Source organism: Propionispora sp. 2/2-37, assembly GCF_001298735.1.
GTDB lineage: Bacteria > Bacillota > Negativicutes > Propionisporales > Propionisporaceae > Propionispora.
This window is the reverse complement of sequence record NZ_CYSP01000011.1, coordinates 37,376-63,931: the sequence shown is the minus strand read 5'-3', so window position 1 is coordinate 63,931 and position 26,556 is coordinate 37,376. Positions and strand designations below refer to the sequence as shown.

The following is a 26,556-nucleotide window of genomic DNA, read 5'->3' as shown; positions in this document are numbered from 1 at the left end:
ACAGTTGATGATGGCCGGGGGAGATGACGAATGACAAATCAAAATAGTGAAATTGAAATGGTGCATGCGATTTTACAGCAACATAAACAGCCTATGTATTTTAAAGAACTGATAGTGAAAGCGCTGGAATCAAAAACAGGCAGCACCAGGGCATCGGCTTATGCGATTGCCGGCGTCCATACGCAAATCAATATGGACAGCCGGTTTGTACATATGGGCAAGGGCATGTGGGGACTGGCGGAATGGACGCCCCGGGCTGCCGGAAAAGCCACGGCCGGGGAAGAGGCTGCGGTACCGTCGGCTTCCCAGCGCCGTCGTAACCGGTTGCTGGAAGAATTTCAACAGGACTCCTTGGAACAAACCGAGGAAATCGACACGGAATGACTTGACACCGGTTATGTGGCAAGTATAAAATTATCAGCGTGATAAATTGAAGTCCGGGACATAAGCTGCGTGTTTATGACACGCTCTTAGTCATGTTAAAACTATGGCAGCGGGATATAATATTGCAAGAGGTATTGCTAGGAGGATTTAGAATGACGAAATACATTTTTGTTACCGGGGGGGTTGTTTCTTCACTTGGTAAAGGGATTACCGCGGCATCATTGGGCCGGCTTCTGAAAAGCCGTGGATTGAAAGTCACCATTCAAAAATTTGATCCGTACATAAATATTGACCCGGGAACCATGAGTCCCTATCAGCATGGAGAAGTGTTTGTTACCGAGGACGGCGCGGAAACCGACCTGGATCTGGGCCATTATGAACGTTTTATTGATATCAATTTAGGTAAGAGTTCCAATGTTACAGCCGGGAAAATCTACTGGTCGGTCATCAATAAAGAAAGAAAAGGCGATTACTTAGGCAGTACCGTGCAGGTTATACCACATATTACCAATGAAATTAAAGACCGCATCTACCGGGTCGGCAGGGAAGATAATGCGGATGTTGTCATAACCGAAATCGGCGGTACGGTAGGCGATATTGAAAGCCTTCCTTTTCTGGAAGCCATCCGGCAGGTCAAAAAGGAAGTCGGGCGCGACGGTGTGCTCTATATTCATGTAACGCTGGTGCCTTATATTACTGCTGCCGGGGAACTAAAAACCAAACCTACCCAGCACAGTGTCAAAGAACTGAGAAGTATCGGCATTCATCCGGATATCATTGTCTGTCGCAGCGATCATGATATTTCACCGGAAATGAGGGAGAAGCTGGCACTTTTCTGTGATATAGACGTAGATGCCGTCATTCAAAATAAAAATGTGGCGACTATTTATCAGGTTCCACTGATGATGCAGGAAGAAGGGCTGGATTATATCGCCCTGGAAAAGCTGAATTTAAAAGTTGCCGAGGCTGATATGGCCGACTGGTCGGCCATGGTAGATAAAATTTTGCATCCTTCCCGGGCGGTTACCATTGCCATTGTCGGTAAATATGTAGCCTTGCAGGATGCCTATATGAGTGTGGCCGAGTCGCTCAGGCATGCCGGGATTGCGAACGATGCGGCAATTAATATCAAATGGGTTAATGCCGAAGAGATTGAAAAAGAGACTGTGGATCTTGGCGATATTTTTGAAGATGTGCAGGGTATACTAGTACCGGGTGGTTTTGGGGACCGTGGTGTGGAAGGAAAGATCCGGGCCATCCGTTATGCCCGTGAGCATAAGGTGCCATATTTTGGTCTGTGTCTGGGCATGCAATGTGCGGTGATTGAATTTGCCCGCCATGTCTGTGGTTTGGTTAAGGCGCACAGCAAGGAAATGGATCCGGATACGCCGCATCCGGTGATTGATTTAATGCCTGAACAGGTCGATGTACAGGATAAAGGCGGTACCATGCGTTTGGGAGTGTATCCCTGCAAAGTGATGGAAGGCACGCTGACTTATCAGGCATACCAGGATGAGATTGTGTATGAACGCCATCGCCACCGGCTGGAATTTAATAATGCGTACCGAGATCAGCTAACACAGGCGGGGTTGGTCATTGGCGGAACGTTGCCTAACGGGCGTTTGGTTGAAATAGTTGAACTTAAGGATCATCCCTGGTTTGTCGGAACACAATTTCATCCGGAATTCAAATCCCGTCCGACCAATCCGCACCCGCTGTTTAGAGATTTTGTCAAAGCGGCGCTAAACGAGCGATCATTCAGAAAACTGTCGGACTAACCCGGCAGTTTCTTTGTATCCTTACCGGCAGGTTATATTTTCAGGCGGTCTAGATAAACCATAATTGGAGGAAAGCCATGTATAAGAAGACGGTAGTATTGGTTATTGTCGGCATCATCGCGGTATCGTTACTTGCTGCAGCCTTTATTTTTCCACGGTTTCACCAGAAAGAACTGACAGAAAAGCCGACCATTGCCGTTATTTATGTGGACGGTGTTATCATGGGCGGGCGCGGGCAAACTTCCTTGTTGTCCGAGTACGGCAGTACCGACAATCTGATCAAACAACTGCATGAAGCCAGGGATGATAAGGCCGTGCGGGCCATTGTGCTCCGGATTAACAGCCCGGGCGGCAGTGCGCCGGCTTCCCAGGAGGTGGGCGAGGAACTGCAGAAGATCAGGCAGAGCGGCAAGGTTATTGTTACTTCGATGGGCGACATGGCGGCTTCCGGCGGGTACTGGCTGGCAGCCTGTACGGATAAAATCTATGCCAATCCCGCCACCCTGACGGGCAGTATCGGCGTGTATATGCCGTATGCCAACTGGGAGGAACTGTATAAGAAAATTGGTATTCGGCAGGGGAAGATTAAGAGTGGACCGCATAAAGATATCATGTCGCCGGACCGTCCGATGACGGATGAGGAGCGGGCCATCATTCAGGCTATGGTGGATGATATGTATAATCAGTTTGTCGAGGTGGTTGCCACAGGAAGGAGTATGGAACCGGATAAGGTACGTCAACTGGCCGACGGACGTATTTATACCGGCAATCAGGCTAAGGCCGCCGGCCTAGTGGATGAACTGGGCAATATGTACGACGCGATTGAAGGTGCGGCGAAACTGGCCGGCATACCGGGAAAACCACAAATCAAAGAGTATGGCAAGCTGTCCCCCTGGTCCATGCTGCTTGGTGCCACGGGCAGCATGGATATAAAGCAACTGCTGTTGGATCGACTGCAGAACGGACTGCAAAATGAACTGCCGGTTGTTGCACCGCTGGCCATGCCGGAAAAATGGCAGGTGGAATAATGGATACGCTGTTTGAGAATGTGTATGATGTGTTGTTCCGGCCGCAGGAGGCCATGCGCAAAATTGCGGACAATCAAAATATCCTGCAGTCGGTATTAGTGGTCTTCGTTAGTGTGCTGATTCCGATGTGGGCACTTTATTTCAGCCTGAAAACCGGCGGCTTTCAGCAGGCGGCAGGGGTTGTGCTGACCTTCGAACTGCTGGGCAGCTTGCTGGTCTGGATTTTAGGAGCCGCCGTCTGGCACCTGGTTGCGGAGTTTTTCGGCGGACGGGGTAGCGTATTGGGACTGTTGGCTGCTTTAGGGTTTGCCCACTTTCCCCGGGTGCTGTTCGTTCCGCTGTGGGTATTTTCGTCGTTAATGCCGGAAGTCATCCGGCCTGTTTTACTGGCCGTTTCCTTTCTGGTTATCATATTCTGGAACCTGCTGCTGAATGTGTATGCCTTTAAGGGGACCTACCGTATTTCGACAGCCAAGGCAACCTTGATACTGCTTACGCCCATGCTGGCCGGTATGGTGATTGCAGCCGTGCTGGTGGTTCTTGTTTCCGCCCTGGTGATTCCCTGGCCGTCGACTGTAATATAGATTTCGATAGAAAGCAAGGTCGGATAGATGATGAGATCACATGTGATGGTGGCAGCGCTGTTAACGGCGCTGCTTTTTGCCGGCTGCGACAGGGTAAATTCCGGCCGGCCGGCGATGGCCGGACTGACCCCGGTAGATCAGTCGGAGGTGACGCAACTGGGCATTATGGACCGGATTAAAGAGGAAGGGAGCGGTAATGTAGTCCGGGAACTGCGGGAAGCGGACAAACCGGATACGCCGATCGTGGAACTGGCTGCCGGCAGGGAGGGAAAGATTGAATATGCTCTGGAGCTTAAGGCGGATGTAACGGCTGCTTTTCACATCAGTATCGAGTTTTTGTCCACTCAGGGAACCGGACAGCTTGTGGTGACGGCTTTGGATCAGGCCGGCCGGGAAATAGGCAGCGTCGGTTATGTCTATACCGGCACATTGGCTGCCGGAAGTTCGCAGGAAAAATGGCTGGACTACCGGAGGTGCGACAATTACGAGGGGCGTCCGGAAGTGATGACGGTTGAGCCGGAACTGCTGTTGAAAACCCATATTCCGGGATATAATCCGGCTGTTGCTGCCATCTACCGCCTGCGGGTTATCGTCGGGCAGGGGCAGCATACCTATGTGCGGGACATGTCGGGCTATGAGGACAAAACCAAAGCTTTCCGTTTGTCCGGGCCGCAGCAGCGCTATGACGTCAGTCTTGGAGACACGGTAGTACTGGAAGCCGATTTGACGAATATCAGCCGGAAGCCGCAGGAAAACATAGAAGCGGCCTTTAAGGAACCTGAAGGGTATGGGCTGCTGGCGGAGGGTGAGAACAGTCAAACCATACGGCAGCTTGCTCCGGGAAAGACCCAAAAGCTGATCTGGCGGATTAAGGCGCAGCGTCCGGATGCCGTGAATTTTAACCGACCCTGGCCGGTGGTGCTGACCGTCAATGACGTTGCCTATCAGGTCTCTTCTATTGCGGTTACGGATAAAGAACCGGGGAAAATCTATTATGTCATGACGGAAGATCTGGAACCCATTGATTCGGCGGGCTACCCGGTAGCCTGGGGCAATGCCAACGGCTGGCTGGACCCGGAGGAGTTCAGCGTGCAACTGCTGCAAAAATCGGAAAGATTAAATGCAATAGCCGAAACATATGGTGCAAAATGGACCCATTATACTGCCTGGCCGGCAATGAAAGGAGCCGAGTGGGCGGCAACCCGGTCTGTTAGCGGAGAATGGCCGCGAGTCATTGACCGGATACGCCGTTCGGTTCAGGAACAAAGCAAACACGGCCATGAATATGCCGTCCATCTGCATCTTGATTATGACCCTGCCCTGCCGGGCAATCATTTATCCTATGAGCCGGCTGTAAACGGGTTCTGGGGCAATCATCTGCACCACGGCTGGGCTCATTCGGAATCAACTGAAGGTGATTTTTCCGATTATGCCAGCCGTACCGGGACACTGTATGCGTACCAGCGGATTATGGACGAACTTTCTGCCGGATCGGGGCAGGGGCAGTTACTGTCGGAGCGTGCCGGGTCTTTTGATTTTGGTAACGGCAGTCAGGATGAACAGATGAGCATCCGGGCTTGCCGGAAGGTGGGGCTGTGGGGGTCCGGCGATGCTGACGGCAATATGGGCGGTCCTATTGCCGGAGATTATGGTAAAGAGATCTATTTTACTAAAACGGATGATATCAACACGCCGGCGGAAGAGTTTTCGCAGATCGGGATGGTGGAATTTAAACCTACTCCCCGGCAGTGGATCGCCTATGACAGGGACCCGGCGGCTGCCATGAATGAAAAAGCCGATCAGGGAGTACGGTATTTTATGGACGGTGGCAGCGTAAAACCGGGAGTGCATGCCATAACCGGTTTTACGCACGCTATGTTCATCATGGGGCAGAGTGGCTGGAAAAGTCTCGAAGGAGGCCAATTTAAAGCATTGGAAGACCATCTGGCCTATTTGCGCCGGCAGTATGCCGACCGGGGGATCATAACGTTTGCTACAGCCAGTGAATTGGTACGGGCGTATATTGATTATTACACCCCGGACCTTGAGGCCGTATATGGCGAGCGGTTGTCTGATTCTTTTGGGGTAGCCGAGTATGCTGTCCGGCTATTGGGAAAGGGAATCCCCCGGGATGCCGGTCACATACATACCGTCCGCATGAAATACCCCCTCTATCTGCGGGACAGTGCCTATCGTATCAGTATTTTGAAAAACGGCCGCTCGGTTTACAGTACCTGGGGGCTGCCGACTCCTTTCAATGATATAGAGTTTACAGTGGACAAAGATGCCGTATATACCATGAAGGTATATCACAGTGGGGCTGTCTATCAATTGCTGTCCTGGCTGCAGGGCCGCTAACAACATCATGTCCTCCTGCCGGTTCGCTGACTGAAGATACAGAAACTTTTTAAAAAATACAATTATTTCCAAATGGCGGAAGGATATTTGTCATTGAGTGCGAATAACTATAAATAATGAATATTTTAGTAAAATATGAAAATAGAGGCAGGGTGAAAAAAATGTCAGCAAAGACTGCGGCTAAGTCCAAAGTACTGGTTATTGACGACCAACCGGGAATCAGGCGACTGTTAACTGAAGTATTAACGGATGAGGGATATGAAGTTATTACTGCAGGCAATGGCTATGAGGGCGTGCAACGGGCGAAAGAAACCAATCCGGCAGTTATTTTGATGGACATGAAAATGCCCGGCATGGATGGAATTGAAACTCTTAAGGAGTTGCAATCCATGCATCAGGAAGAAAAAGTCATCATGATGACGGCTTATGGTGAACTGGAATTGGTTAATCAGGCCCGGGAGATGGGAGCTTATGCTTATATCACTAAACCGTTTGATATTGTGACGGTGTGCCGGATGATTGCGGATAATATAACCGGCAGTGCAGCAAGTGAACTTATGATTGGATAAGTGTGCTATCGTTAACAAGCCTTGTGACCGGATATGGCGTTTGGCCTTTATCCGGTCCTGTTTATATATTCAGGCAGGAATTTTAGCATTCTTGGCGAAGATGTAAGGCAGAGGAGGGGATATGGTGTGGTTATCCGTACAGTGTTCTCACTGGCGTTGTATTGTTCACGCTGTGGCAAGATTCATACGCACGATATTTCGGCGTTTGCGGTAAAAAAAGCACAGTCACGGGATTTGCTCTGCAGTTGTGGCCAGATACAGGCAACCATTACCGGTGTTTGTCATAGCCAGTATTTATTGAAAATTCCTTGTGTGGTTTGTGAAGTCAGTCATATTATTTGCCTTGACAGCAAAGCCATCGGGCGAAAATATACCGACAGGGACAGCGTTCATAAAATATATTGCCCCAATGAAAATATAGAACTGGGATTTATGGGAGAGCGTGAAGTGCTGGAGGCCATTATTGCCGACCATAAACAGGAGTTTGAGCGAATGATTCGCGAAAACAGCTGTAATGGGCTGGACAGTATGGACGGTTATGATGAAAATATCGAAAATCCTCAAATCTTATTTGAAATTCTCAATAAAATACATGATATTGCGGAAAAAGGCCATATTTATTGTCTCTGCGGTTCTACCGAAATTGAGGCTATCGTTCTGCCGGATTGCATAGAACTGCAATGCCGGCATTGCAGTGGCCATCAGACAGTACCTGCGGCTTCGGAAAAGGATTTGCTGCAGGCGAAAGAATTGGAAGTGATTGAACTCATTCCTTCCAAATGCTCGCGACATAATCAATAGCAAAAACGCAAAAAGTGTGAGTTCGGGTCTTTGTGAGAGAATACAGGCGGTTTACTTCTTCTGTGCAGGTTGCAGAAGTGGTGAACCGCCTTTTCGTATTTTCCGCTATCTGGATAATTGGGAAAATGGAACCAATTTTATGCATAATTAACCAACGTGTCGTTCATCATATACGAAGGAGTAAACTTATCTAAGTTCGGGGATGATCGTGATAATGCGTTACCAATCTTTACGCAGGATAAAAAAGCAGGCGATTGCCGCTATGCTGCTGGCGGCTTTATGTATGGGAACGGGCTTGCTTATACTCCATAGGGAATTTATGACTCCTATGACTCCGGTGCCGGCAAAGCAGCCATTAAAAGGCGAAGTCACGGCGTCGGCGGCGCCTGTACAAACAGCAGTCTCCGGCATAGCACCTATCCGCCGGCATATTGTTGTCCAGGGGGAAACCCTAAGCGGTATAGCCGAGCAGTATCATATTGATGTTGCTACGATCATGGGGGCAAATGAAAATGCCGGTGAAATCTTGCAGGTAGGCCAGGAATTGCTCATTTTACCGGATAAAGGGGTTATCCACACTGTCCGTTCCGGTGATACCCTGTGGGATATAGCGCATAGGTATGAAGCCGATCTTACGGCTATTTGCCTGGCTAATGGCAAGATCAATCAGGACGATACCATCACGGAAGGGGAACAGCTTTTTATACCGGGCGGCAGGCGCCCTTTGCGGCAGTTGCAGCCGGCCTCCAGAAGTCAGGGTATCCGCTTTGCCTGGCCTGTGCAGGGAGAAATTTCTTCACCGTTTGGTTACCGCTGGGGACAATTGCATGCCGGAATTGATATTGCCAATGATGCGGGGACTCCGGTACGGGCGGCGCTGGCAGGAAGGGTGATTTACAGCGGCTGGTATGGCGGTTACGGGAAGACCGTGATATTGGAACATGGACAGGGCTATACTACGCTGTACGGACATCTTTCCCAAACGGCAGTTGATCAAAAACGTTATATAGAGACAGGGGAACTGGTCGGCTATATGGGCAGTACGGGGCGTTCGACAGGACCTCATCTGCATTTTGAGGTGCGAATCAATGATGTACCAATTAATCCGATACAGGCATTGCCCTAATAGGCTCAATCGACAAGCAATTTAGGGCCATTGAGGCAAGTATAAAGTCTGGTCAGGCCGGACATAATGATAATGTCATTTTTAAGGAGAGGTAACGATGGCCTATGTGATTGCCGGTTTAATGGCAGGCTTAAGTTTTCTTCTTAATAAAGCGTTGCTGAAGCTGGTTGGGATTAAAACGGTGATTACCTATAGTCCCGCGATTGAAGAAAGTGCCAAAACCTTGCCGGCATTTTATCTGGGGGCCGACGTATTGGCCACACATGTTCTGTTTGGTCTCATTGAAGCCGTTTACGACCTGATGGCGGGCGGAACAAACCGCTACCGTGCGGCAGGCTGCAGTATTGCCGGACATGCTTTGTTTGGTCTGTTGACGGCTATGCTGCTGTTTCTGAGCGGGAATGTGTGGCTGGCGCTGCTGGGAGGAATAGCAGCACATTTAATATGGAATGCACAAATGGTAAGAAGGGTGTAGCTGCCCGGTATATATTGGAGGACGGTTGAGTGAAAATCTACTATAGCTGTGAATGCTGTGGTGAAGCGATTGCGGAGATAGAAGTAGATAAGGTGGATGATGCAAAGTTCGGTTTTGATTGCTTGACTGGGCAGGAACGCCAAGATATAATTAAAGTCGATACGGATGCCAACATCATGTATGTGCAGTCCCTGTGCGATAGCTGTATTGAAATGCTGGGTTTAAATGATGAGCAGCCAATCGCTAAGACGGTCAGATTGTTGCATTAGAAAATGATACATCCAAGCTGTTAATAGCCTGCATCTGATGAAAAAAAGATGCATATACTATTTAGGGCTTTAGCATTGGCTAAAGCCTCTTTTTGCTGTGGGACGAGGTGCTTATGAAAAAATTATTCGATATGATAAAAACAGATACGTCCATAGTTCAGGCCATAACCGGACTTACTGCTGCGGAAGGGCAAAGCCTTATTTACGGGGTTACGGCAAGCCAGAAGAGCCTGATGCTATCCGCTGCGTTTAAAGCCATGCCCCGGACTATGGTTGTGGTTGCCGGAACGCATGAAACAATAGACCAGTTGGAACGGGATTTGAGCACCCTGCTGCCGGATGTGGAAGTCGTTGAGATGCCGGTGGTTGATGTTGTCAATTTTACGGTGACTGCCAAGAGTACCGAACTGTTCGCCCGTAAAATGAATGTTCTGGGGAGAATTGCCCGGGGCGAAAACATTATCGTTTTGGTAACAGCGCAGGCGGCCATACAAAAAGTTCCCCCCCGCCGGGAGTTTTTAAACAGCAGGCTGACGTTGGGTGTCGGTGAAGAAGTTAACCGTGAACAGCTATTGGCCGGACTGGTTGCCTTAGGTTATGAACGGGTTGATCAGGTAGAAGGATTAGGTCAGTTTTGCGCCCGCGGCGGTATTGTGGATGTATTTGCCGTGAACCATGACCTGCCTCTGCGGTTGGAACTGTTTGGCGATGAAATTGATTCGCTGCGGGAATTTGAGCCTGCTACGCAACGCTCGGTCAACAATTTGCAGCAACTGGATATTTTACCGCTGGTTGAACCGGTCTATCAGGGAAAACCGGCTGCTTTTGTATCCTATCTGCCGGCTAATTCCGTTGTTGTTTTTGATGAACCGGCAAGAATTCGTGAGCATATCAGTCAGGTCGTAAAAGAAAATCCTGAATTGAAGCGAATTTTGTTTAGCTGGGCCGAGCTTGCCGGTGCCGCTAAAGTTTATCCCGTTGCCTATATTTCCTTAATGCTGCAGAAAACGCCGGGGACGGAACCTGGAAAAATCGTCGGTATTACTGCCAAAGCCGTCGCTCCCTTTCAAAAACAGATGGAAATGTTTGTGAGTGAACTGAGGACCTGGCTGGAGCGCAGATATTCCCTTGTTTTGCTATTGTCTTCACGTGATAAAGCGTTGGCTTTGCAGCAAAATTTAGCCAGGGAGAACATCAAGGCCGATTACGTTGAAAATTTGGATTCCTTTATGCCGGAAACGGTGGTAATCACAACCGGTTTTTTAACAGCCGGCTTCGAATTGCCCCAGGCCCGTCTGGCAGTGATTACCGAGCTTGACATTTTCGGACGGCAAAAGAAAAAACCGCGCCTTCGTGTGTCTAAGGAGCGCAAGATTACTTATTTCCGTGATATTAATATCGGCGATTATGTCGTGCATGTCAATCATGGCATTGGCAAATATGTCGGTGTGGAAACCCTGGATGTCGGGGGCATCCATAAGGATTATTTGCATATCCGTTATGCCGGTGAGGATAAACTGTATGTCCCTACGGATCAGGTGCATTTACTGCAAAAATATATCGGAGCGGAGGGAGAAATACCACGGCTGCATAAGATGGGCGGCAGCGACTGGCTAAAGACCAAAACCAAAGCCAGAGCGGCTGTGGCGGACATCGCGAAGGAACTGGTGGCACTGTATGCACAGCGGCAGGTTATGCCGGGGTTTGCTTTTGAGGCCGATACACCATGGCAGAAGGAGTTTGAAGACGCTTTTCTTTTTGAGGAAACGCCGGACCAACTGGAAGCGGTTCGGGAGATAAAGGCTGATATGGAAAGGCCTCGTCCAATGGACCGCCTGCTGTGCGGTGATGTAGGGTTCGGCAAGACGGAAGTGGCTATCCGGGCGGCCTTTAAGGCCGTTATGAGCGGTAAACAGGTGGCCGTACTGGTGCCAACTACCGTTCTGGCCCAGCAGCACTATCAAACCTTTAGTTCGCGTATGGCCGGATTTGGTCCAACCGTGGATGTGATCAGCCGTTTCCGCAGCCCCCGCGAACAACGGGAAACACTTAGCAAACTGGTGGAGGGTCAGGTGGATATTTTGATTGGTACTCACCGCCTGCTAAATTCGGATGTTGTTTTTAAAGATATCGGTTTATTAATTGTTGATGAAGAACAGCGTTTTGGAGTAACACAGAAAGAAAAACTAAAAAAATGGAGTGCCGGAATCGACGTACTTACCCTGAGCGCCACTCCTATCCCCCGCACGCTCCATATGTCGCTGGTCGGGGCCCGCGACATGAGTATTATTGAAACGCCGCCGGAAAATCGTTTTCCGGTGCAGACTTATGTTGTAGAATACAATGATGATATCTTGCGGGAGGCCATCAAAAGAGAGCTAAAACGTAGCGGGCAGGTATACTTCGTATATAACCGGGTGCAAACCATTGATAAAATGGCCCGCCACTTAAGCGATATGCTGCCGGATGCCAAGATTAAAAGTGCACACGGACAAATGCCGGAGGAATTATTGGAACAGATCATGCTGGATTTTTATGAAGGTGAGGATGACATCCTGGTTTGTACCAGTATCATTGAAAATGGACTGGATGTACCCAATGCGAATACCATCATTGTCTATGATGCCGATTACTTCGGATTGTCGCAGCTTTATCAGATGCGTGGCCGGGTAGGCCGGTCCCATCGTATGGCGTTTGCCTACTTTACGTACCGCCGGGACAAGGTGCTGACTGAAGTTGCTGAAAAACGGCTGCAGGCCATTAAAGAGTTTACCGAACTGGGGGCCGGATTTAAAATTGCCATGCGGGATTTGGAAATCCGCGGTGCCGGAAATCTTCTGGGAGCACAGCAGCACGGCCATATTGTGAGCGTTGGTTTCGAAATGTATTGTCATATGCTTAATGAAGCCATTCATGAACTGAAAACCGGACGGACTGTGGAATGGGTGCCGGAACCGGTACTGGAATTTAATATGGAAGCCTATATCAGCGGCGATTATATTAATGATGCCATGCATAAAATAGAAATATATCAGCGAATTGCCGCCAGTCGCAACGAACAGCATTTACAAGAACTGCTGGACGAACTGATTGACCGGTTTGGTGAACCGCCGCAGTGCGTCATGAATTTACTGACTGTTGCCCGGATTAAGAATATCTGCCGCCGGATTGGCATCCGGGCCATTATCCAAAAACCGAATTATTTTGATATTACTTTTCAGGATAAACCCAACGTGGAGATTGATAAAGTGTTGGCACTGCAGGAAAATCTACCGGGAAGGCTGCTGATATTCCCCGGGCCTCCGGAAAGCATGCAGATCAAAACCTTTAAAATAGCCGATAAGAATGTCTGCAAGTGGCTGTTAAAACAGCTGGAAACGCTGGCGGCGGCAGACGGCTCCGCTTAAACAGGCAAAATTTTCGATGGTAGTATCCAAGTGAATAAAAAAGTTATACCGGATATATACTATCACTGAAATGATGTAAAAAACTGTAGAAAAGGGGGGATACTGGTGAAAGCGACTGGTATAGTGAGAAGGATTGATGATCTGGGCAGGGTTGTAATTCCCAAGGAAATTAGACGTACATTAAGGATTCGTGAGGGTGATCCGTTAGAAATATATGTTGACCGCGAGGGTGAAGTCATATTAAAGAAGTACTCGCCAGTAGGAGAATTAGGCGATTTTGCAAAAGAATATGCCGATTCTTTGTATGAAGCTATTGGTCAGATTATTCTGATTGCCGACCGGGATAACATAGTTGCCGTTGCCGGTGCTTCAAAAAAGGAGTTTCTTAATAAGCCGCTGGGAACTGCAGTGGAAAAAGTAATGGAAGACCGTAAGGTTGTAGTGATTAACAATCCCGGCGAACATAAAAACTGCCAGGACTGTGTCACGGTCTGCGAAGAGGGGGAAACCTGTAAATTTACGGCAGAAGTGATTGCGCCGATCATCGTGGAAGGCGACGCTATTGGCGCGGTGGTTATCTGTTCGAAACAGCCGGGGGCGCAGATGGGGGATATGGAAACCAAACTGGCAGAAACGGCGGCAGGATTCCTTGCCAAGCAAATGTCACAATGAGATAAGTCTGAGCGAGTAGCGAACTTTGGTTCGCTACTTTTTTGTTAAAGCAGTAACCGTACCGGAATTTTTGTCCTGCGGGATATTTTTGTCATAGAATATAAATATATTATAAGGAGGTGGAAAGAGAAAGGGAGAATCATGTGAGTAGAGACAGCTTTTTACGCGGAGCGCTAATCCTAACTGCCGCCGGCGTCGTGGTGAAACTGATCGGTTCGGTAAACCGTATCTTTTTATCGCGGCTCTTGGGTGGCGAGGGGATCGGCCTGTATCAGATGGCCTACCCGATTTATTTGCTGGCCTTAAGCATTTCCTCTGCCGGTATACCGATAGCGATTTCCATCATGGTGGCGGAAAAAGCGGCAGTGGGTGATTATCGCGGCGCCAGCCGGATTTTTCGGATTTCCTGGTCCATTTTGGCAATTACCGGTCTTTTGTGCAGCAGTTTATTATATTGGAGTGCCGGCTGGCTGACAGAACACAATTGGGTTCGTGATGAGCGGGCGTATTATGCGATAGCGGCACTGGCTCCGGCTATTTTTTTTGTTACCGTTCTTTCCAGTTACCGCGGGTTTTTCCAAGGGTTGCAAATGATGACGCCGACAGCCGTTTCGCAGATTGTGGAACAACTGGTGCGGGTAGTGGTCATGGTGGCTTTAGCCTATATATTTTTGCCTATGGGACTGGAATATGCCGCCGCCGGAGCCAGCTTTGGCGCTGCTCCCGGAGCGGCCGCTGCTTTGGCCGTATTGATGGCGTACTATTGGCGAAGACGGTGTTATATACAAAGACGGATGCTGCCCGGTCCGGCAGTACCTCAGCAGTCCAGCTGGGCCATTATGAAGCGGATGATCAAATTGGCGCTGCCGGTATCGCTGGCTTATATTATGCTGCCGGTGGTATCCAGCATTGATTTGATTATCGTACCGGCCCGGCTGGAAGCCGCCGGCTACACCGTTCAGCAGGCGACGGAATTGTTTGGTTATCTTACCGGTATGGCAACGGCACTAATTAATTTGCCTACGATTTTGACCGGTTCTTTGGCCACCAGCCTGGTACCTTCTATTGCCGAAGCGTTTACACGTAAAAATCATGCCCTGATTTGCCGCCGGTCGGCTACCGCTATACGGATTTCCAACACCATTACCATTCCCAGCTTTGCCGGCATGTATCTACTAGCCGAACCGATTTGCCAAATGCTGTATGACGCTCCGGAAGCAGGAACAGCTGTTTCCATCTTGGCACTGGGAGTAATTTTTTTAGGAATTCATCAGGTAAGCACCGGCATTTTGCAAGGTTTAGGACGTACGGCCATTCCTTTTATCAATATGCTGGTTGCCGCTGCTGTAAAAATTATCCTCAACTGGTATTTGACCGCTATGCCTGCCTGGGGGGTTAAGGGGGCCGCCTGGGCAACCAATGCAGATTTTGCTGTAGGAGCGCTCTTAAATATGTTGTTTATCTATCGTTATACCGGATTCTGCTGGCGGATAACGGATACGTTAAAAGCAGTTCTGGCTACTTTCATGATGAGTGCTGTGGTATTATATGTATATGATACGGTCATGCTGGCAACTATGTATAACACGATAGCCACCCTGGCTGCCATTGTGTCAGGCTGTATCGTATATGCGTTTTCCCTGCTGCTGCTGGGTGGAGTGCAGGAGGGGGATGTGGAAAGAATACCAGGGGGGGGCGGCATACTAGTCGTCCTGCTCAGGCGATTGGGTATTTTTAAGAAAAAATAAAGGAGATTATCATTTGATGGGGGATATTACTATCATCGGGCTGGGGCCGGGGCCTTTTGGCCTTTTAACGGTGGAAACGCTGGAAAAACTCAAGGGGGCGGCCAGGGTCCTGCTGCGTACAGCCAAACATCCTACCGTGGACGAACTGGCGCTGCGCGGTATACGGTTTGACAGCTATGATTATCTGTATGAGGAGAAAGGCAGTTTTGCGGAAGTGTATGAAGCGATTGCTGCCGACTGCCTGAAGAAGGCGGAAAACGGGGAGCAGGTGTTATATGCCGTGCCCGGAAGTCCGCTGGTTGCCGAGAAGACGGTAACCTTAATCCAGGAGAACGCGAAAAAAGAAAAGATACCGGTGCACATTCTTCCAGGAATGAGTTTTTTGGAGGTGCTGTATACCCGCCTGCGGGTCGATCCTATTAACGGTGTTACCATCCTGGATGCGGCGGATATAAGTAATTTGCCGCCGGACGGTAAGACTGCCTTGGTGATTACACAGGTTTACAACCGGCAAGTGGCATCAGAGACCAAATTGTCGTTAATGGAGAGTTATGACGACGATTTCTTAATTACCGTGGTACGTAGCCTGGGGTTACCGGATGAAGAAATTGCCGTTATTCCCCTTTATGAGCTGGACAGGCTGCAGCAGATTGACCATTTGACCAGTGTGTATGTGCCGGCGCCTGCCGCTCCTGTACAGCGGTTTTCAATAGATCCGCTGGTGAAAGTCATGGCTACCCTGCGCTCGCCGGGAGGCTGTGTCTGGGACCGGGAACAGGATCATGCCAGCTTACGCCGCTACCTGTTGGAAGAGGTATATGAAGTACTGGAGGCCATTGAACTTAGGGATAGCGGTAAGTTGTGCGAGGAACTGGGGGACTTGCTGCTGCAAATCGTATTTCATGCCCGGGTGGCGGAGGAATGCGGCCATTTCGCCATGCAAGATGTCATTGACCAGGTGACCACCAAACTCATCCGGCGCCATCCGCACGTGTTTGGCGATATTACTGTAAAGGATGCTGCCGAGGTGGTTCTAAACTGGGATGCGATTAAGAAGGAAGAAAAAGGCCATGAACGAAAATCCGTGCTTGATGGAGTTCCGATACATTTTCCAGCGTTAGCGCGGGCGGCAAAATTACAGGCAAAAGCCGGTAAAGTTGGCTTTGACTGGGATAATATTGCTCCGGTTTGGGAAAAATTATATGAGGAGCTGGCCGAATTACAGGAAGCTGTGAAGCGAGGCAGTCAGCAAGCTATGGAAAGTGAACTAGGAGACATTCTTTTTGCCACAGTTAATTTGGCACGCTTTTTAGCCATTGATGCTGAAATAGCGCTGAATGTCACTAATAATAAATTTATTAAGCGTTTTTCCTATATTGAAGAACAGGTTGCTGCAAACAAACTTCAGTGGGACAAGCTCACGCTGGCAGAACTGGATAGCTTTTGGAATGATGCTAAGAAACGCGAGGTGGGAGCGGCATTTACAAAATAATATAAAAAAAAAGAGTTATTTATGGTAATTTTTTCTCGGCTAGACAGGAATAAATGTATGAATAGCGAATAATGCTATTCGTAACGATTTTCGTGAGGAGGATGGATTTGTGAATAAAACTGAATTAGTTGCCAGTGTTGCCGAAAAATCCGATTTAACCAAGAAGGATGCTGAAAAAGCAATTAACGCCTTATTTGCCACTGTGGAAGAAGCTTTGGCCAAGAACGACAAGGTTCAAATTATCGGTTTCGGTACCTTTGAGGTTAAGACCCGTGAAGAAAGAAAGGGACGCAACCCGCAGACCGGTGCTGAAATTACCATTCCGGCATCAAAAAATCCGGTATTTAAAGCTGGCAAAGGCTTAAAGGATGCTGTAAACTAAAATAGGATGTATAAAAACCAGGTCATGACCTGGTTTTTATTTAAATGACAGTCATTAGGAAGCCTGGCAGGGAGTAGGTGAGTGATATAATGATCGGTACGATTCTTGTGGTCGATGATGAAGTGTCGATACGAGAACTGGTAACCTTTAATCTGCAGAAAGAAGGATACACCGTCATTGAGGCTGATAACGGAATGAGCGCTGTAAGCATTGCAAAAACCAATAAACCTGATCTTGTTGTTCTTGATTTGATGCTGCCGGAGATGGACGGTTTGGAGGTATGCCGCACATTAAAGGGCCAACAGGATACAACCGCGATTCCGATTATTATGCTAACCGCAAAAAATGAAGAAATTGATAAAATCATCGGTCTGGAATTAGGGGCGGATGATTATCTGACCAAACCTTTCAGTCCGAGAGAACTGGTTGCCCGCGTCAAAGCGGTGTTACGCCGCAGTCATAAAGAATCAGCTCATACCGGTGAACTGACAGTAAGCCGGCTGCGGTTCAATTTTAGCCGTTACGAAGTGTATCTGGGCAAGACCAAACTGGAGCTTACGCCCAAAGAATATGAACTTTTGAAACTATTTGTAACGAATATCGGCAAGGTGTATACCCGCGAGCAGCTTCTGGAAAAGGTATGGGGATATGAATACTTTGGCGATACCCGTACGGTGGATGTGCATGTGCGGCATTTGCGGGCCAAACTGGCGGAAGATACGCAGATTGCCGAAGCCATTGAAACGATACGGGGTGTCGGCTATCGTTTCCGGGATATTTGAGAATAGCCTTTGCGGCAGTGTCTGCAAAGGCCTTTTTGCTTTTTTTAATAAAAAATTAACAATACAGGGTGCTGATCTGTGTTATAGTGCAACATATAGGCGGGCAGTATGGATATAAACGCAATAGCAGGAGGCGTGATTTACGATGAATTATAAGATTCAGGCCGATAAGTTGAAACTATATTATGGCGATACGCTGGCTTTAAAAAAAATCTCGATCGGTGTGGTGAAAAACAGTGTACTGGCGCTAATCGGTCCATCAGGTTGCGGTAAATCTACTTTTATTAAAACCATTAACCGCATGAATGATTTAATTGACAGCGTTAAAATAGAAGGCGAGATTTTACTGGATGGTGTCAACATTTTGCATCCCGATACCGATGTGGTCATGCTTCGCAAGCGGGTGGGTATGGTTTTTCAGCGCCCGAATCCTTTTCCCATGTCGATCTATGATAATGTTGCCTATGGTCCGCGCATTCATGGTATCAACCGCAGGGCGGTTCTGGACAATATTGTGGAAAAAAGCCTCAAGGGGGCGGCGCTGTGGGATGAGGTCAAGGACCGGCTGCATACATCGGCCATGGGAATGTCCGGCGGTCAGCAGCAGCGCCTGTGTATTGCCCGCCTACTGGCAGTTGAACCGGAAGTGTTACTGATGGATGAACCCTGTTCGGCGTTGGATCCCATATCGACGATGAAAATTGAAGAACTGGTTATGGAATTAAAGACCAATTACACTATTGTGATGGTCACCCATAATATGCAGCAAGCGGCCCGTGTGTCCGATCATACGGCTTTTTTCCTAAACGGAGAATTAATCGAACATGATAAAACGGATGCCATTTTTACCAAACCGCAGGATAAACGCACCGAGGACTACATCACCGGCAGATTTGGTTAGCAAAAATTAGTACAGTGTCAAGCTTAAACCTATAAGTATAGTGGCGAGGAGATTTTCCGTAAAACAAGGCGGAGGAGTGAGGCATACCGGATGTATGCCGATTGACGACAATGCAGTTTTACGGAAAATGTACCGCCAGAATACATAGGTTTAGGGTTGACACTTACTCAATAGGAGGGGGAAGAAATGCCAAGCACCAGGCAAGGTTTTAACTTGGAGTTGGAAGCGCTGCGCCAGGAGATACTGGCAATGGGTAATATGGTTATGAAATCAATTGATGAGGCAGTTTTGTCTTTGTCCACAGGGGATAGTGCACTGGCCCGCAAAGTCATGACCGGTGATGATGAAATTGATGCTATGGAAGTGGATATTGAAGATAAATGCATGATCTTGATTGCCCGGCAGCAGCCGCTGGCCCGCGATTTGAGAATTCTCGGGACAGGCCTTAAAATAACCACTGACCTTGAGCGTATGGGCGATCATGCCTACGACATTGCAAATATTACCTTAAAGATTCATCATGAGCCGCTGATTAAGCCGCTGGTTGATATCCCCCGGATGGCTCAAATGGGTAAAGATATGCTGCAGAATTCACTGGAGGCGTATTTAACGCTGGATGTGGCTATGGCGGAAAAAGTATGTCAGGCCGATGATGCGGTAGATGATTTATACCAGCAGGTAGTGCGTGAATTGTTAACGTACATGATGGAGAAACCCAATACTATCAGCCAGGCAACGCAGATATTGTTTGTGGCCCGTTATCTGGAACGTATTGCCGATCATGCAACCAATATTGCGGAATGGGTTATTTACCTGGCGACAGGCGAACGCCTGCGTAAAAAATAAACGCCATTTTTTTACTCGGCTGTCATTGTGAATTATGGGACACAATAACCATGAGGAGGTGATGTTCATGTTTGCCAGCAGAAAACGTCAATATTTTTCTCGCCGGGATTCCAATATAACCTCAGTCATTAAAATGGCGGCAGCAGGAGTTCTATTGTATACGGCGGCTAAGTATGTGATGGATGAATGGATGGATTGACGATCCTGAACACACACCTTCACCGGGACACCCTGGCATTACGCCAGGGTGTCCCTTTACATAAAATTACTAAAATTTCCAGGTTATGCTTGACTGGAAAATTTTTTTGTTTTATACTCTAATAAGAATATTCCTATTAACGGGGTTTGTTGATAAAATAAGACGAGGAGGATCATGATGAGAGTAATGCGGGTGATGAGCATTGCCGCCATCGTTGCGGCGAGCTTTATTTTATTGCTGGCAGGATGCGGTAAGCAGGTTGGCGGAGAACAGTCCGGCAATGCAAAGACAAGGGTAATTGCCACAATTTATCCGGTCTACGAATTTGCCAGGCAGGTAGCAGGCGATAAGGCCGAGGTAACGATGCTGGTTCCACCGGGAGCGGAGCCGCATGACTGGGAACCCAGCCCGAAAGATTTAGCGCGTATAAAAAACGCTAAGCTTTTTCTTTACCATGGAGCGGGAATGGAACCTGTCGAGAAACTACTGACTAAAGAGGTACTGGGTGAGGCCAAACCGGTAGAGGTCAGTCGGGGCATAGAGCTGTTGCAGGCTTCAGAGGAGGAGCATGAACACGGCCATCAAGACGAAAAAGAGACGGAAAGTCATGAGCACGGGCATGTCGATAGTCATGTATGGCTGGACCCGGTGTATGCCCAGCAAGAGGTGGAAAATATCGCCTTGGCTTTAATAGAAGCCGATCCGGTAAATAAGGAATATTACCGCCAACGGGCCGATACATATAAACAACAGCTGGCGGAGCTTGACCAGGCGTACCAGAGGGCTTTGGCCAATACGGCAAGAAGGGATATCATAACCAGCCATGCGGCTTTCGGTTATTTGTCCAAACGTTATCATTTACAGCAAATGCCGATTATGGGACTGAGCCCCGACAGTGAGCCTACTCCGGATAAAATGGCGCAGATCGTGGAGTTCTGCCGGGAACATCAGGTTAAATTCATCTTTTTTGAAACGCTGGTCAGCCCGAAGTTAGCGGAAACCATTGCCAAGGAAACAGGAGCGGGGCTTTTGGTACTGAATCCGGTGGAAAGTTTGGGTGAACAGGAAATGCAGGAAGGGAAAACCTATCTGTCGATTATGAGGGAAAATCTGGCTAATTTAGAAAAAGCGCTGCACTAAAGGTAACAGCCTGCTGTAGCTGAGTATATAATAAAGGGGGTATCTCGAAACAGGTTAAAAACCATTTGAGATACCCCTTTATTTGGATGAAGACACTGTAGTATTACAAGCGTATCGCCGCTTCGGCGGCAAGCGGGGAGCGTTCGCATTCATCGTGCTGCAGGGTGACCTGAAAACACAGGTGAGAGCCGCGCATTTTTTCACTGGCATAGGAAAGGCCATTGGAGCGGCTGTCCAGAAAGGGATGGTCAATTTGTTCGGGATCGCCCAGCAGGATAATTTTGGTACCTACTCCGGGACGGGTGATAACTCCTTTAGCCTGACGGGGTGTGGAGTTTTGCATTTCGTCGAGAATCATCCAGTACTTTTGCAGTGACCGCCCACGCTGGTAAGCCAGGGCCTCCGCCTGAACCGTCCGTTTGTCAAACAACATCTGGACGGTATCCTCCGCCTGGGCGATTTCCTTGGCTTCCGTCATATTGTGACCGGCCATTAATGTGAAAATATTGTCGCGCACGGCCCGCATATACGGATCAATCTTGTCTTTTTCGGACCCGGGCAAATAACCGATATCCTCATCCATGGGAATGTTGGGACGACAGATTAAAATATGATGGTATTCACGCGGCCGGCACTCCATCTGCTTATAAAGGCCTACTGCCAGCGAATAGAAAGTTTTGGCAGTACCGGCCGGTCCTTTGAGAATAACCAGTGGTGCTTCTTCAGCACTCATCATCAGGCATTCCTGCATGAAGATTTGTCCAATATTTCGCGGTGTAATACCAAACGGATTCCGGTGGGCATAACGCAGGTGGACAATTTTTTTACCGTCAAACCGGCCTAAAGCGGTGTGCCGGTCATTATCGGTTGATTTTATCAAGAGAAACTGGTTAATTTCCATAACCGCAGTGGTTAAGGAGTGAGTTTCATTATTATAAACCAGTACAGCATCCGGAGCTATGGTATGGGTATCATCATCATGAAATTGGTTGATCACCGCGGAGGAAGTGTATACAGTCAAGCGGCCGGTATATTGCTGTTCAATGCTCACGACCTGATCATTGCGGTAATCCTCGGCCTGTATTTCCAGGATGGTGGCTTTGACCCTCATATTGGTGTCGCGGCTGACTAAAATAGTGGGATGGCCATGTTCCATAAAACCCTTGCATACCTGAAGAATCCGGTTATCTCCTTTGCTGCGGTCCCAGTGCGGCGGCATGGCCGTTTCCAGGTGGTTTGTTTCCACACGCAGCATACCGCCAGATTCATTTAACGGGACACCGGCCAGCAAATTGCCCTGTGTCCGGAAACGGTCAATAATGCGGCTGACTTCGCGGCTGTTGGCGCCACGGTCACTGGACTCCGTTTTAAAGCGGTCTAATTCTTCCAGAACAACTTCGGGAATAACTACCATGTGCTCGTTAAAGGCAAATAGTGACTGGGGTGAATGGAGCAATACGTTCGTATCAAGGACGTAATACTTCTTCAATAAAATCCCTCTTTCCTAAGAATAATGACCTGCCTACTATTAGTATATGCGATACCTTTTGTCCATGAATTACGATTTCTTTAAGATTGCGTAAAAATGCAAAAAGCGAAACAAACTAACAAAATGTTTCGCTTTTTGCCTGTATATTGTCTAATCTATTTCCCTATCGCTTGTGGCTATGGATACAGGGAGAAAAAAGGTAAAGGCAGTGCCGGAGTTCACTGCACTTTCGACACTAATCCGACCGCCGTGCATTTCGACGATGAATTTGACGATGGCTAAACCCAGGCCGGTCCCGCCGCTGTTGCGGGTTCGGGCCCGTTCTACCCGGTAAAAACGGTCAAAAATAAGCGGCAGATCTTGTGCAGGAATTCCCAGTCCGGAGTCTTTGACCCGGATAAAAGCTCTGTCCGCTTCCTTCCAGTAGCATACACTGATCTTTCCGGACTTGGGCGTATATTTGATGCTGTTGTCGAGCAGGTTGACCAGTGCCTGTTTTAACCAGTCGGGGTGGGCTGAGACCAGCAATTCCTCTTCGCCCTCAAGCTGAATGGTTTGCTGCTTGTGTGCCGCATGAGGGGAAAGTTCTTGAATTACCGCTTCAATCAGCGGACGCAGGCTGGTAGGCGACATCGTAATATGCTGCAGGTATTCCTGTGAATTCAGCTTAGCCAGCTGCAGCAAGTCTTTGACCAGACGGTGCATGCGTTCCGCCTGGTTGTGTATAATAGTAACAAATTTAGTGCCGAGAGCGGGATCCTGGAGGGCACCGTCCAGCAGTGTTTCGGCAAAGCCCTTAATGGCGGTAAGCGGTGTAGCCAGTTCGTGGGAGGCGTTGGCAACGAATTCGGCCTGACGTTCGTGGATTTCCTGCAGGGCGGTGATATCATGAAATACGGTCAGGACGCCGGTAATGTCGTTTTCCGCTGACATGATAGGGGCTACAAACACCTGGAACACACGTTTGTTGCCGCCAACACTGGTTTTTAAATCAATGGACTTATTTTCCATGTTCAGAATGGTTTCCTGGATGGCTTGGCTTAATAAACCGTTGCCGATGACATGCAGATTATGTTGTCCCATCATGGTATTGGTGATGGTGAACAGGTCGCGGGCCATTTTATTGGCGGCCGTTACGCGTCCGTAACGGTCAAGCAGAATGACCGCATTATCCATATGCTGTAAAATCAGCGAAAGTTTGTGAGTTTCCTCCTGGGCTTCGTTGATTTTGTCATCCAGATTAGCTGCCAAATTATTTAATGTCTGTGATAAGAATTCCAGTTCGTCACCGGTACGGATATGGATGCGCCGTTTTAAATTACCATGGGCAATATCCAGCGCGGCGTCGGTAATCATTTCCAGAGGGGCGGTGTAATGACGGGCAAGGCGCAGACTGATGATGACGGTTAACAGGGAGATGAGTAATATGGCGGCTAAAACGGCGGATCTGATCTGACTGAAACCGGCCTCCACATAGGACAGGGTGCTGGCAGTCCGCACCACTCCCAGCAACTGCCCGTCCTGACGGATCGGAATGGCGGCATATAATAAATTTTGTCCGAGGGTGGTACTGTAGCGGATGGCGGTTCCCTGCCCGGTTTCCATGGCGGCGGCAATTTCCGGCCGCTGCAGATGATTTTCCATAACCTGCGGATCTTCCCAGGAATCGGCCAGTATGGTACCGTTGGCATCCATTACGGTTAAGCGCAGTTCATTTTTTTTGGACAGGTCTTTAATCTGAGGATCAATGGCGGCCCTGCTTTCCGGATCATGCATATAGTGCAGCAGTAACTGTTCGGTAATTTGAGCCTGGGTCAACAGGTGAGAGGTTAGGCTTTCCAGATTGTGCCGGTAAAAATACCAGAGTATGTATCCTCCCAGCATAGAAATGCTGACAATACCTAACAATAAGAATGAGATAAGCAGCCGGGAACGGATACTCCACTTCAGCATAATAAAAACCTCCGGAAAAGTAATAGTCAGCAAACATTATATAGCGCATTAAGACACTGTGCAATCATTTCGGCAGTAAGAGAGTATTAATTTTAAATTTACAGGGATTTAACACGGATTAATATTGCCTTAACAAGTGGTACAAATCATGCATGGTATGCTATGATTGTAATCATAATAATGCGTAATGTGAAAAATAAGGAGGGGCAGTACGATATGTCGGCAAGCATCAAAAACATATTGATTATATCGGCTTCCATTGGTTCGGGCCATGACCGGGCAGCCAACGCCTTGGCAGACGCTCTGCAAAGCCGATATCCTCTGGCGCAGATTACTGTGGTCGATTTTATGGATGGAGACAGCTCTTATCTAAATAGCTTTATGAAAGAAACATACCTGAAAATGATCCGTTTGTCACCCAATATTTATGATTTGCTATATCGCTGGTCGCATACCGGACGGCAGGGGACGGAGATGGGAAATTTGATGGCCAGGATGATGAAAGCCAGTATGAAAAAGCTGATAAAACGCTATCAGCCCGACTGGATTATTGCCACTCATCCCTTTCCCTGCGGGACAGCCGCCTACCTGAAAAAAACAGGGACCATTCATACGCCGCTGGCAGGAGTCATTACCGATTTTGCCATCCACCGGTTATGGGTGTATTCCGAGGTGGACTGTTATTTCGTCGCCGCCCCGGAAATGCGGGACGATTTATTAAAACAAGGAGTGAGTGCCGGGAAAATATGTGTGACCGGCATTCCGATTGATTCCCGGTTTTCCGCCAGCGTGGACCGGATGGCAGTCCTTCGTGATCTGGGCTTGACGGAGGACCGGTTTACCGTGCTGGTTATGGGGGGCGGCATGGGGTTGGGCGGCTTACAGCAAGCCATGGAAGCCCTGAATAGCATTCCGGTTAACCTCCAGATGGTGGTAGTGGCCGGTAAAAACCACAGCCTGTATCAGCAGCTCCAGGCTGTGACGGCTTCTTTTGTGCAGGAGGTCAGAGTGCTTAGCTACACCAACCGGGTTCCGGAATTGATGGCGGCGGCCCACGTTTTGATTACCAAACCGGGAGCGCTGACCATCAGTGAGGCATTAACGATGAAACTGCCGATGCTGTTATATGAACCGATTCCCGGGCAGGAAAAGGAAAATGCAGCCTATCTGGATGCCAAAGGAGCTGCCTTCTGGGTAAAGGATGAAGTGGAGTTGTGCCGCTTGCTCATGGAGATGATGGCAAACTCTCCGGTGGTGGCCGGTGTACAGGAAAATGCCGGGAAGCTTGGTCAGCCCCGGGCGGCGGAAAATATCGCCCGGATCATCAGCCGGCGTTTTGATAAACAGCGGGGTATCGTAGCCGGTTTTTGATCATTTCTGTGAGGAGGGACGAATTTGTTAAATGGAAGTACGTTTCCTCAGACTTCAGTGGAAATAGGAGCAAAACTGCTGCTGACCGTGGTGAGTCCCTTGCAGGGGATACTGGATTCCCCGGGAGTTACCCATGAATTTTGCAATCGTCAGGCAGTCACCATTTTGACGGAGGACGGGCTGGAACGCTGTGCCGCTTTTTTCAACTGCTATTTGCAGCAATTGAATGCAGGCGTATATTGGGCGGACAGCGGCTGGAAAAATATCAGTCATTACTTTGAGCCGGTGACGGCCAAAGGTCTATGGAAGTTTAAGAGCGCGATGGAAGAATTCCGGATTTATTATCAGCAGGCGCTGCAGTGGATGGATAAGCAAAATCCTGGCCGGGCGGTTTTTTTTCTGGGAGCGGCAGCTCATCTGCTGCAGGATCTGTGTGTGCCGCATCATGCCCGCAGCAAACTGTTTGGCGGCCATAAGGACTATGAACAGTGGGCGGAAAAGCACCATGCTGATTATGCCATAACGATGAACGGACGGTATGAAGAACTTCAAAATCCCCAGTTGGGACTGCTGAAGAATGCGCTTATTGCTGCCGATTTATGGGAGTGGGTGAATGAGACGGCAACCGGAGACTCTTATCACCGGGCTACGGCTATTTTATTACCGCTGGCACAGGCCTCCACCGCCGGATTGCTGCACAAATTTTTCGAAGCGAGCGGCGCCCGGAGTTTCCTGCCACGGAGCACTGGCTGAGGGTGGTTCAACGGTTACGGCACTTATATATAAGGCGGTTACATAGCGT

The 26,556-nt window shown here is 48.7% G+C and carries 24 protein-coding genes; 22 read left to right on the top strand and 2 right to left on the bottom strand.

All coding sequences use genetic code 11. The features are described from left to right. Nucleotides 1-30 precede the first annotated feature (30 nt). The 20 genes from rpoE (at nucleotide 31) to P22_RS12695 (ending at nucleotide 20,941) form a co-directional block, all read left to right on the top strand. Entirely contained in the window at nucleotides 31-384 is a 354-nt protein-coding gene (gene rpoE, locus P22_RS12785; RefSeq protein ID WP_054260637.1) for a DNA-directed RNA polymerase subunit delta, read from the top strand. Nucleotides 385-536: 152 nt separating this feature from the next. Beyond that, the gene (locus P22_RS12780; protein ID WP_054260636.1) at nucleotides 537-2,162 is read left to right on the top strand and encodes a CTP synthase; all 1,626 of its coding nucleotides are present in this window, start codon (nucleotides 537-539) and stop codon (nucleotides 2,160-2,162) included. Nucleotides 2,163-2,239: 77 nt separating this feature from the next. Beyond that, entirely contained in the window at nucleotides 2,240-3,190 is a 951-nt protein-coding gene (sppA, locus tag P22_RS12775) for a signal peptide peptidase SppA (protein ID WP_054260635.1), read from the top strand. Next, nucleotides 3,190-3,774 (top strand): Yip1 family protein, encoded by a 585-nt coding sequence (locus P22_RS12770; RefSeq protein WP_069972820.1) that lies wholly within the window; start codon nucleotides 3,190-3,192, stop codon nucleotides 3,772-3,774. The genes sppA and P22_RS12770 overlap by 1 nt, the downstream gene beginning before the upstream one ends. Nucleotides 3,775-3,801: 27 nt before the next feature. Continuing rightward, the gene (locus P22_RS12765; protein WP_054260634.1) at nucleotides 3,802-6,132 is read left to right on the top strand and encodes a hypothetical protein; all 2,331 of its coding nucleotides are present in this window, start codon (nucleotides 3,802-3,804) and stop codon (nucleotides 6,130-6,132) included. Between the two features lie 161 nt (nucleotides 6,133-6,293). Continuing rightward, complete coding sequence (locus tag P22_RS12760; protein ID WP_054260744.1) at nucleotides 6,294-6,701, top strand: response regulator; 408 nt, start codon at nucleotides 6,294-6,296, stop codon at nucleotides 6,699-6,701. 126 nt (nucleotides 6,702-6,827) lie between these two features. After that, a complete protein-coding gene (locus P22_RS12755; RefSeq protein ID WP_054260633.1) occupies nucleotides 6,828-7,502 on the top strand; it encodes a hypothetical protein in 675 nt (224 codons plus the stop codon). A 214-nt stretch (nucleotides 7,503-7,716) separates the two neighbouring features. Beyond that, nucleotides 7,717-8,628, top strand: coding sequence for a peptidoglycan DD-metalloendopeptidase family protein (locus tag P22_RS12750; protein WP_054260632.1), 912 nt, complete (start codon nucleotides 7,717-7,719; stop codon nucleotides 8,626-8,628). A gap of 97 nt (nucleotides 8,629-8,725) precedes the next feature. After that, a complete protein-coding gene (locus P22_RS12745) occupies nucleotides 8,726-9,103 on the top strand; it encodes a hypothetical protein (RefSeq protein WP_054260631.1) in 378 nt (125 codons plus the stop codon). Nucleotides 9,104-9,132: 29 nt separating this feature from the next. After that, entirely contained in the window at nucleotides 9,133-9,372 is a 240-nt protein-coding gene (locus P22_RS12740) for an anti-sigma-F factor Fin (protein WP_054260630.1), read from the top strand. 113 nt (nucleotides 9,373-9,485) lie between these two features. Continuing rightward, nucleotides 9,486-12,779, top strand: a complete 3,294-nt coding sequence (gene mfd, locus P22_RS12735; RefSeq protein WP_054260629.1) for a transcription-repair coupling factor — start codon at nucleotides 9,486-9,488, stop codon at nucleotides 12,777-12,779. A gap of 105 nt (nucleotides 12,780-12,884) precedes the next feature. Further along, the gene (gene spoVT / locus P22_RS12730) at nucleotides 12,885-13,451 is read left to right on the top strand and encodes a stage V sporulation protein T (RefSeq protein WP_054260628.1); all 567 of its coding nucleotides are present in this window, start codon (nucleotides 12,885-12,887) and stop codon (nucleotides 13,449-13,451) included. 143 nt (nucleotides 13,452-13,594) lie between these two features. After that, complete coding sequence (locus tag P22_RS12725; protein ID WP_054260627.1) at nucleotides 13,595-15,199, top strand: putative polysaccharide biosynthesis protein; 1,605 nt, start codon at nucleotides 13,595-13,597, stop codon at nucleotides 15,197-15,199. Between the two features lie 16 nt (nucleotides 15,200-15,215). After that, the gene (gene mazG, locus P22_RS12720; RefSeq protein WP_054260626.1) at nucleotides 15,216-16,691 is read left to right on the top strand and encodes a bifunctional methyltransferase/pyrophosphohydrolase YabN; all 1,476 of its coding nucleotides are present in this window, start codon (nucleotides 15,216-15,218) and stop codon (nucleotides 16,689-16,691) included. A gap of 109 nt (nucleotides 16,692-16,800) precedes the next feature. Beyond that, nucleotides 16,801-17,073, top strand: a complete 273-nt coding sequence (locus P22_RS12715) for an HU family DNA-binding protein (RefSeq protein WP_054260625.1) — start codon at nucleotides 16,801-16,803, stop codon at nucleotides 17,071-17,073. 89 nt (nucleotides 17,074-17,162) lie between these two features. Next, entirely contained in the window at nucleotides 17,163-17,855 is a 693-nt protein-coding gene (locus tag P22_RS12710) for a response regulator (RefSeq protein WP_054260624.1), read from the top strand. 145 nt (nucleotides 17,856-18,000) lie between these two features. Then, nucleotides 18,001-18,756, top strand: coding sequence for a phosphate ABC transporter ATP-binding protein PstB (gene pstB / locus P22_RS12705; RefSeq protein WP_054260623.1), 756 nt, complete (start codon nucleotides 18,001-18,003; stop codon nucleotides 18,754-18,756). 186 nt (nucleotides 18,757-18,942) lie between these two features. Continuing rightward, complete coding sequence (phoU, locus tag P22_RS12700; protein ID WP_054260622.1) at nucleotides 18,943-19,602, top strand: phosphate signaling complex protein PhoU; 660 nt, start codon at nucleotides 18,943-18,945, stop codon at nucleotides 19,600-19,602. A gap of 67 nt (nucleotides 19,603-19,669) precedes the next feature. Next, nucleotides 19,670-19,801 carry a hypothetical protein gene (locus P22_RS21390; protein WP_255351802.1) on the top strand — a complete coding sequence of 44 codons (132 nt, stop codon included), beginning with the start codon at nucleotides 19,670-19,672 and terminating at the stop codon, nucleotides 19,799-19,801. A 174-nt stretch (nucleotides 19,802-19,975) separates the two neighbouring features. After that, complete coding sequence (locus P22_RS12695; RefSeq protein WP_054260621.1) at nucleotides 19,976-20,941, top strand: metal ABC transporter substrate-binding protein; 966 nt, start codon at nucleotides 19,976-19,978, stop codon at nucleotides 20,939-20,941. 103 nt (nucleotides 20,942-21,044) lie between these two features. On the opposite strand, the gene P22_RS12690 is transcribed toward P22_RS12695, so the two are convergent. Beyond that, entirely contained in the window at nucleotides 21,045-22,430 is a 1,386-nt protein-coding gene (locus P22_RS12690) for a PhoH family protein (RefSeq protein ID WP_054260620.1), read from the bottom strand. A 150-nt stretch (nucleotides 22,431-22,580) separates the two neighbouring features. After that, nucleotides 22,581-24,383, bottom strand: a complete 1,803-nt coding sequence (locus tag P22_RS12685; protein ID WP_054260619.1) for a sensor histidine kinase — start codon at nucleotides 24,381-24,383, stop codon at nucleotides 22,581-22,583. A 216-nt stretch (nucleotides 24,384-24,599) separates the two neighbouring features. Here P22_RS12685 and P22_RS12680 point away from each other — a divergent pair, with 216 nt between their 5' ends. Both P22_RS12680 and P22_RS12675 read left to right on the top strand, forming a co-directional pair. After that, nucleotides 24,600-25,754 (top strand): MGDG synthase family glycosyltransferase, encoded by a 1,155-nt coding sequence (locus P22_RS12680; protein ID WP_054260618.1) that lies wholly within the window; start codon nucleotides 24,600-24,602, stop codon nucleotides 25,752-25,754. A gap of 24 nt (nucleotides 25,755-25,778) precedes the next feature. Next, complete coding sequence (locus tag P22_RS12675) at nucleotides 25,779-26,507, top strand: zinc dependent phospholipase C family protein (RefSeq protein ID WP_054260617.1); 729 nt, start codon at nucleotides 25,779-25,781, stop codon at nucleotides 26,505-26,507. Nucleotides 26,508-26,556: the final 49 nt, after the last annotated feature.

Bases quoted from the DNA above. Each gene is read 5' to 3' on its own strand.
- rpoE (WP_054260637.1), top strand. From the start codon at position 31: ATGACAAATCAAAATAGTGAAATTGAAATGGTGCATGCGATTTTACAG.
- P22_RS12780 (WP_054260636.1), top strand. From the start codon at position 537: ATGACGAAATACATTTTTGTTACCGGGGGGGTTGTTTCTTCACTTGGT.
- sppA (WP_054260635.1), top strand. From the start codon at position 2,240: ATGTATAAGAAGACGGTAGTATTGGTTATTGTCGGCATCATCGCGGTA.
- P22_RS12770 (WP_069972820.1), top strand. From the start codon at position 3,190: ATGGATACGCTGTTTGAGAATGTGTATGATGTGTTGTTCCGGCCGCAG.
- P22_RS12765 (WP_054260634.1), top strand. From the start codon at position 3,802: ATGATGAGATCACATGTGATGGTGGCAGCGCTGTTAACGGCGCTGCTT.
- P22_RS12760 (WP_054260744.1), top strand. From the start codon at position 6,294: ATGTCAGCAAAGACTGCGGCTAAGTCCAAAGTACTGGTTATTGACGAC.
- P22_RS12750 (WP_054260632.1), top strand. From the start codon at position 7,717: ATGCGTTACCAATCTTTACGCAGGATAAAAAAGCAGGCGATTGCCGCT.
- P22_RS12745 (WP_054260631.1), top strand. From the start codon at position 8,726: ATGGCCTATGTGATTGCCGGTTTAATGGCAGGCTTAAGTTTTCTTCTT.
- mfd (WP_054260629.1), top strand. From the start codon at position 9,486: ATGAAAAAATTATTCGATATGATAAAAACAGATACGTCCATAGTTCAG.
- mazG (WP_054260626.1), top strand. From the start codon at position 15,216: ATGGGGGATATTACTATCATCGGGCTGGGGCCGGGGCCTTTTGGCCTT.
- P22_RS12710 (WP_054260624.1), top strand. From the start codon at position 17,163: ATGATCGGTACGATTCTTGTGGTCGATGATGAAGTGTCGATACGAGAA.
- pstB (WP_054260623.1), top strand. From the start codon at position 18,001: ATGAATTATAAGATTCAGGCCGATAAGTTGAAACTATATTATGGCGAT.
- phoU (WP_054260622.1), top strand. From the start codon at position 18,943: ATGCCAAGCACCAGGCAAGGTTTTAACTTGGAGTTGGAAGCGCTGCGC.
- P22_RS21390 (WP_255351802.1), top strand. From the start codon at position 19,670: ATGTTTGCCAGCAGAAAACGTCAATATTTTTCTCGCCGGGATTCCAAT.
- P22_RS12695 (WP_054260621.1), top strand. From the start codon at position 19,976: ATGATGAGAGTAATGCGGGTGATGAGCATTGCCGCCATCGTTGCGGCG.
- P22_RS12685 (WP_054260619.1), bottom strand. From the start codon at position 24,383: ATGCTGAAGTGGAGTATCCGTTCCCGGCTGCTTATCTCATTCTTATTG.
- P22_RS12680 (WP_054260618.1), top strand. From the start codon at position 24,600: ATGTCGGCAAGCATCAAAAACATATTGATTATATCGGCTTCCATTGGT.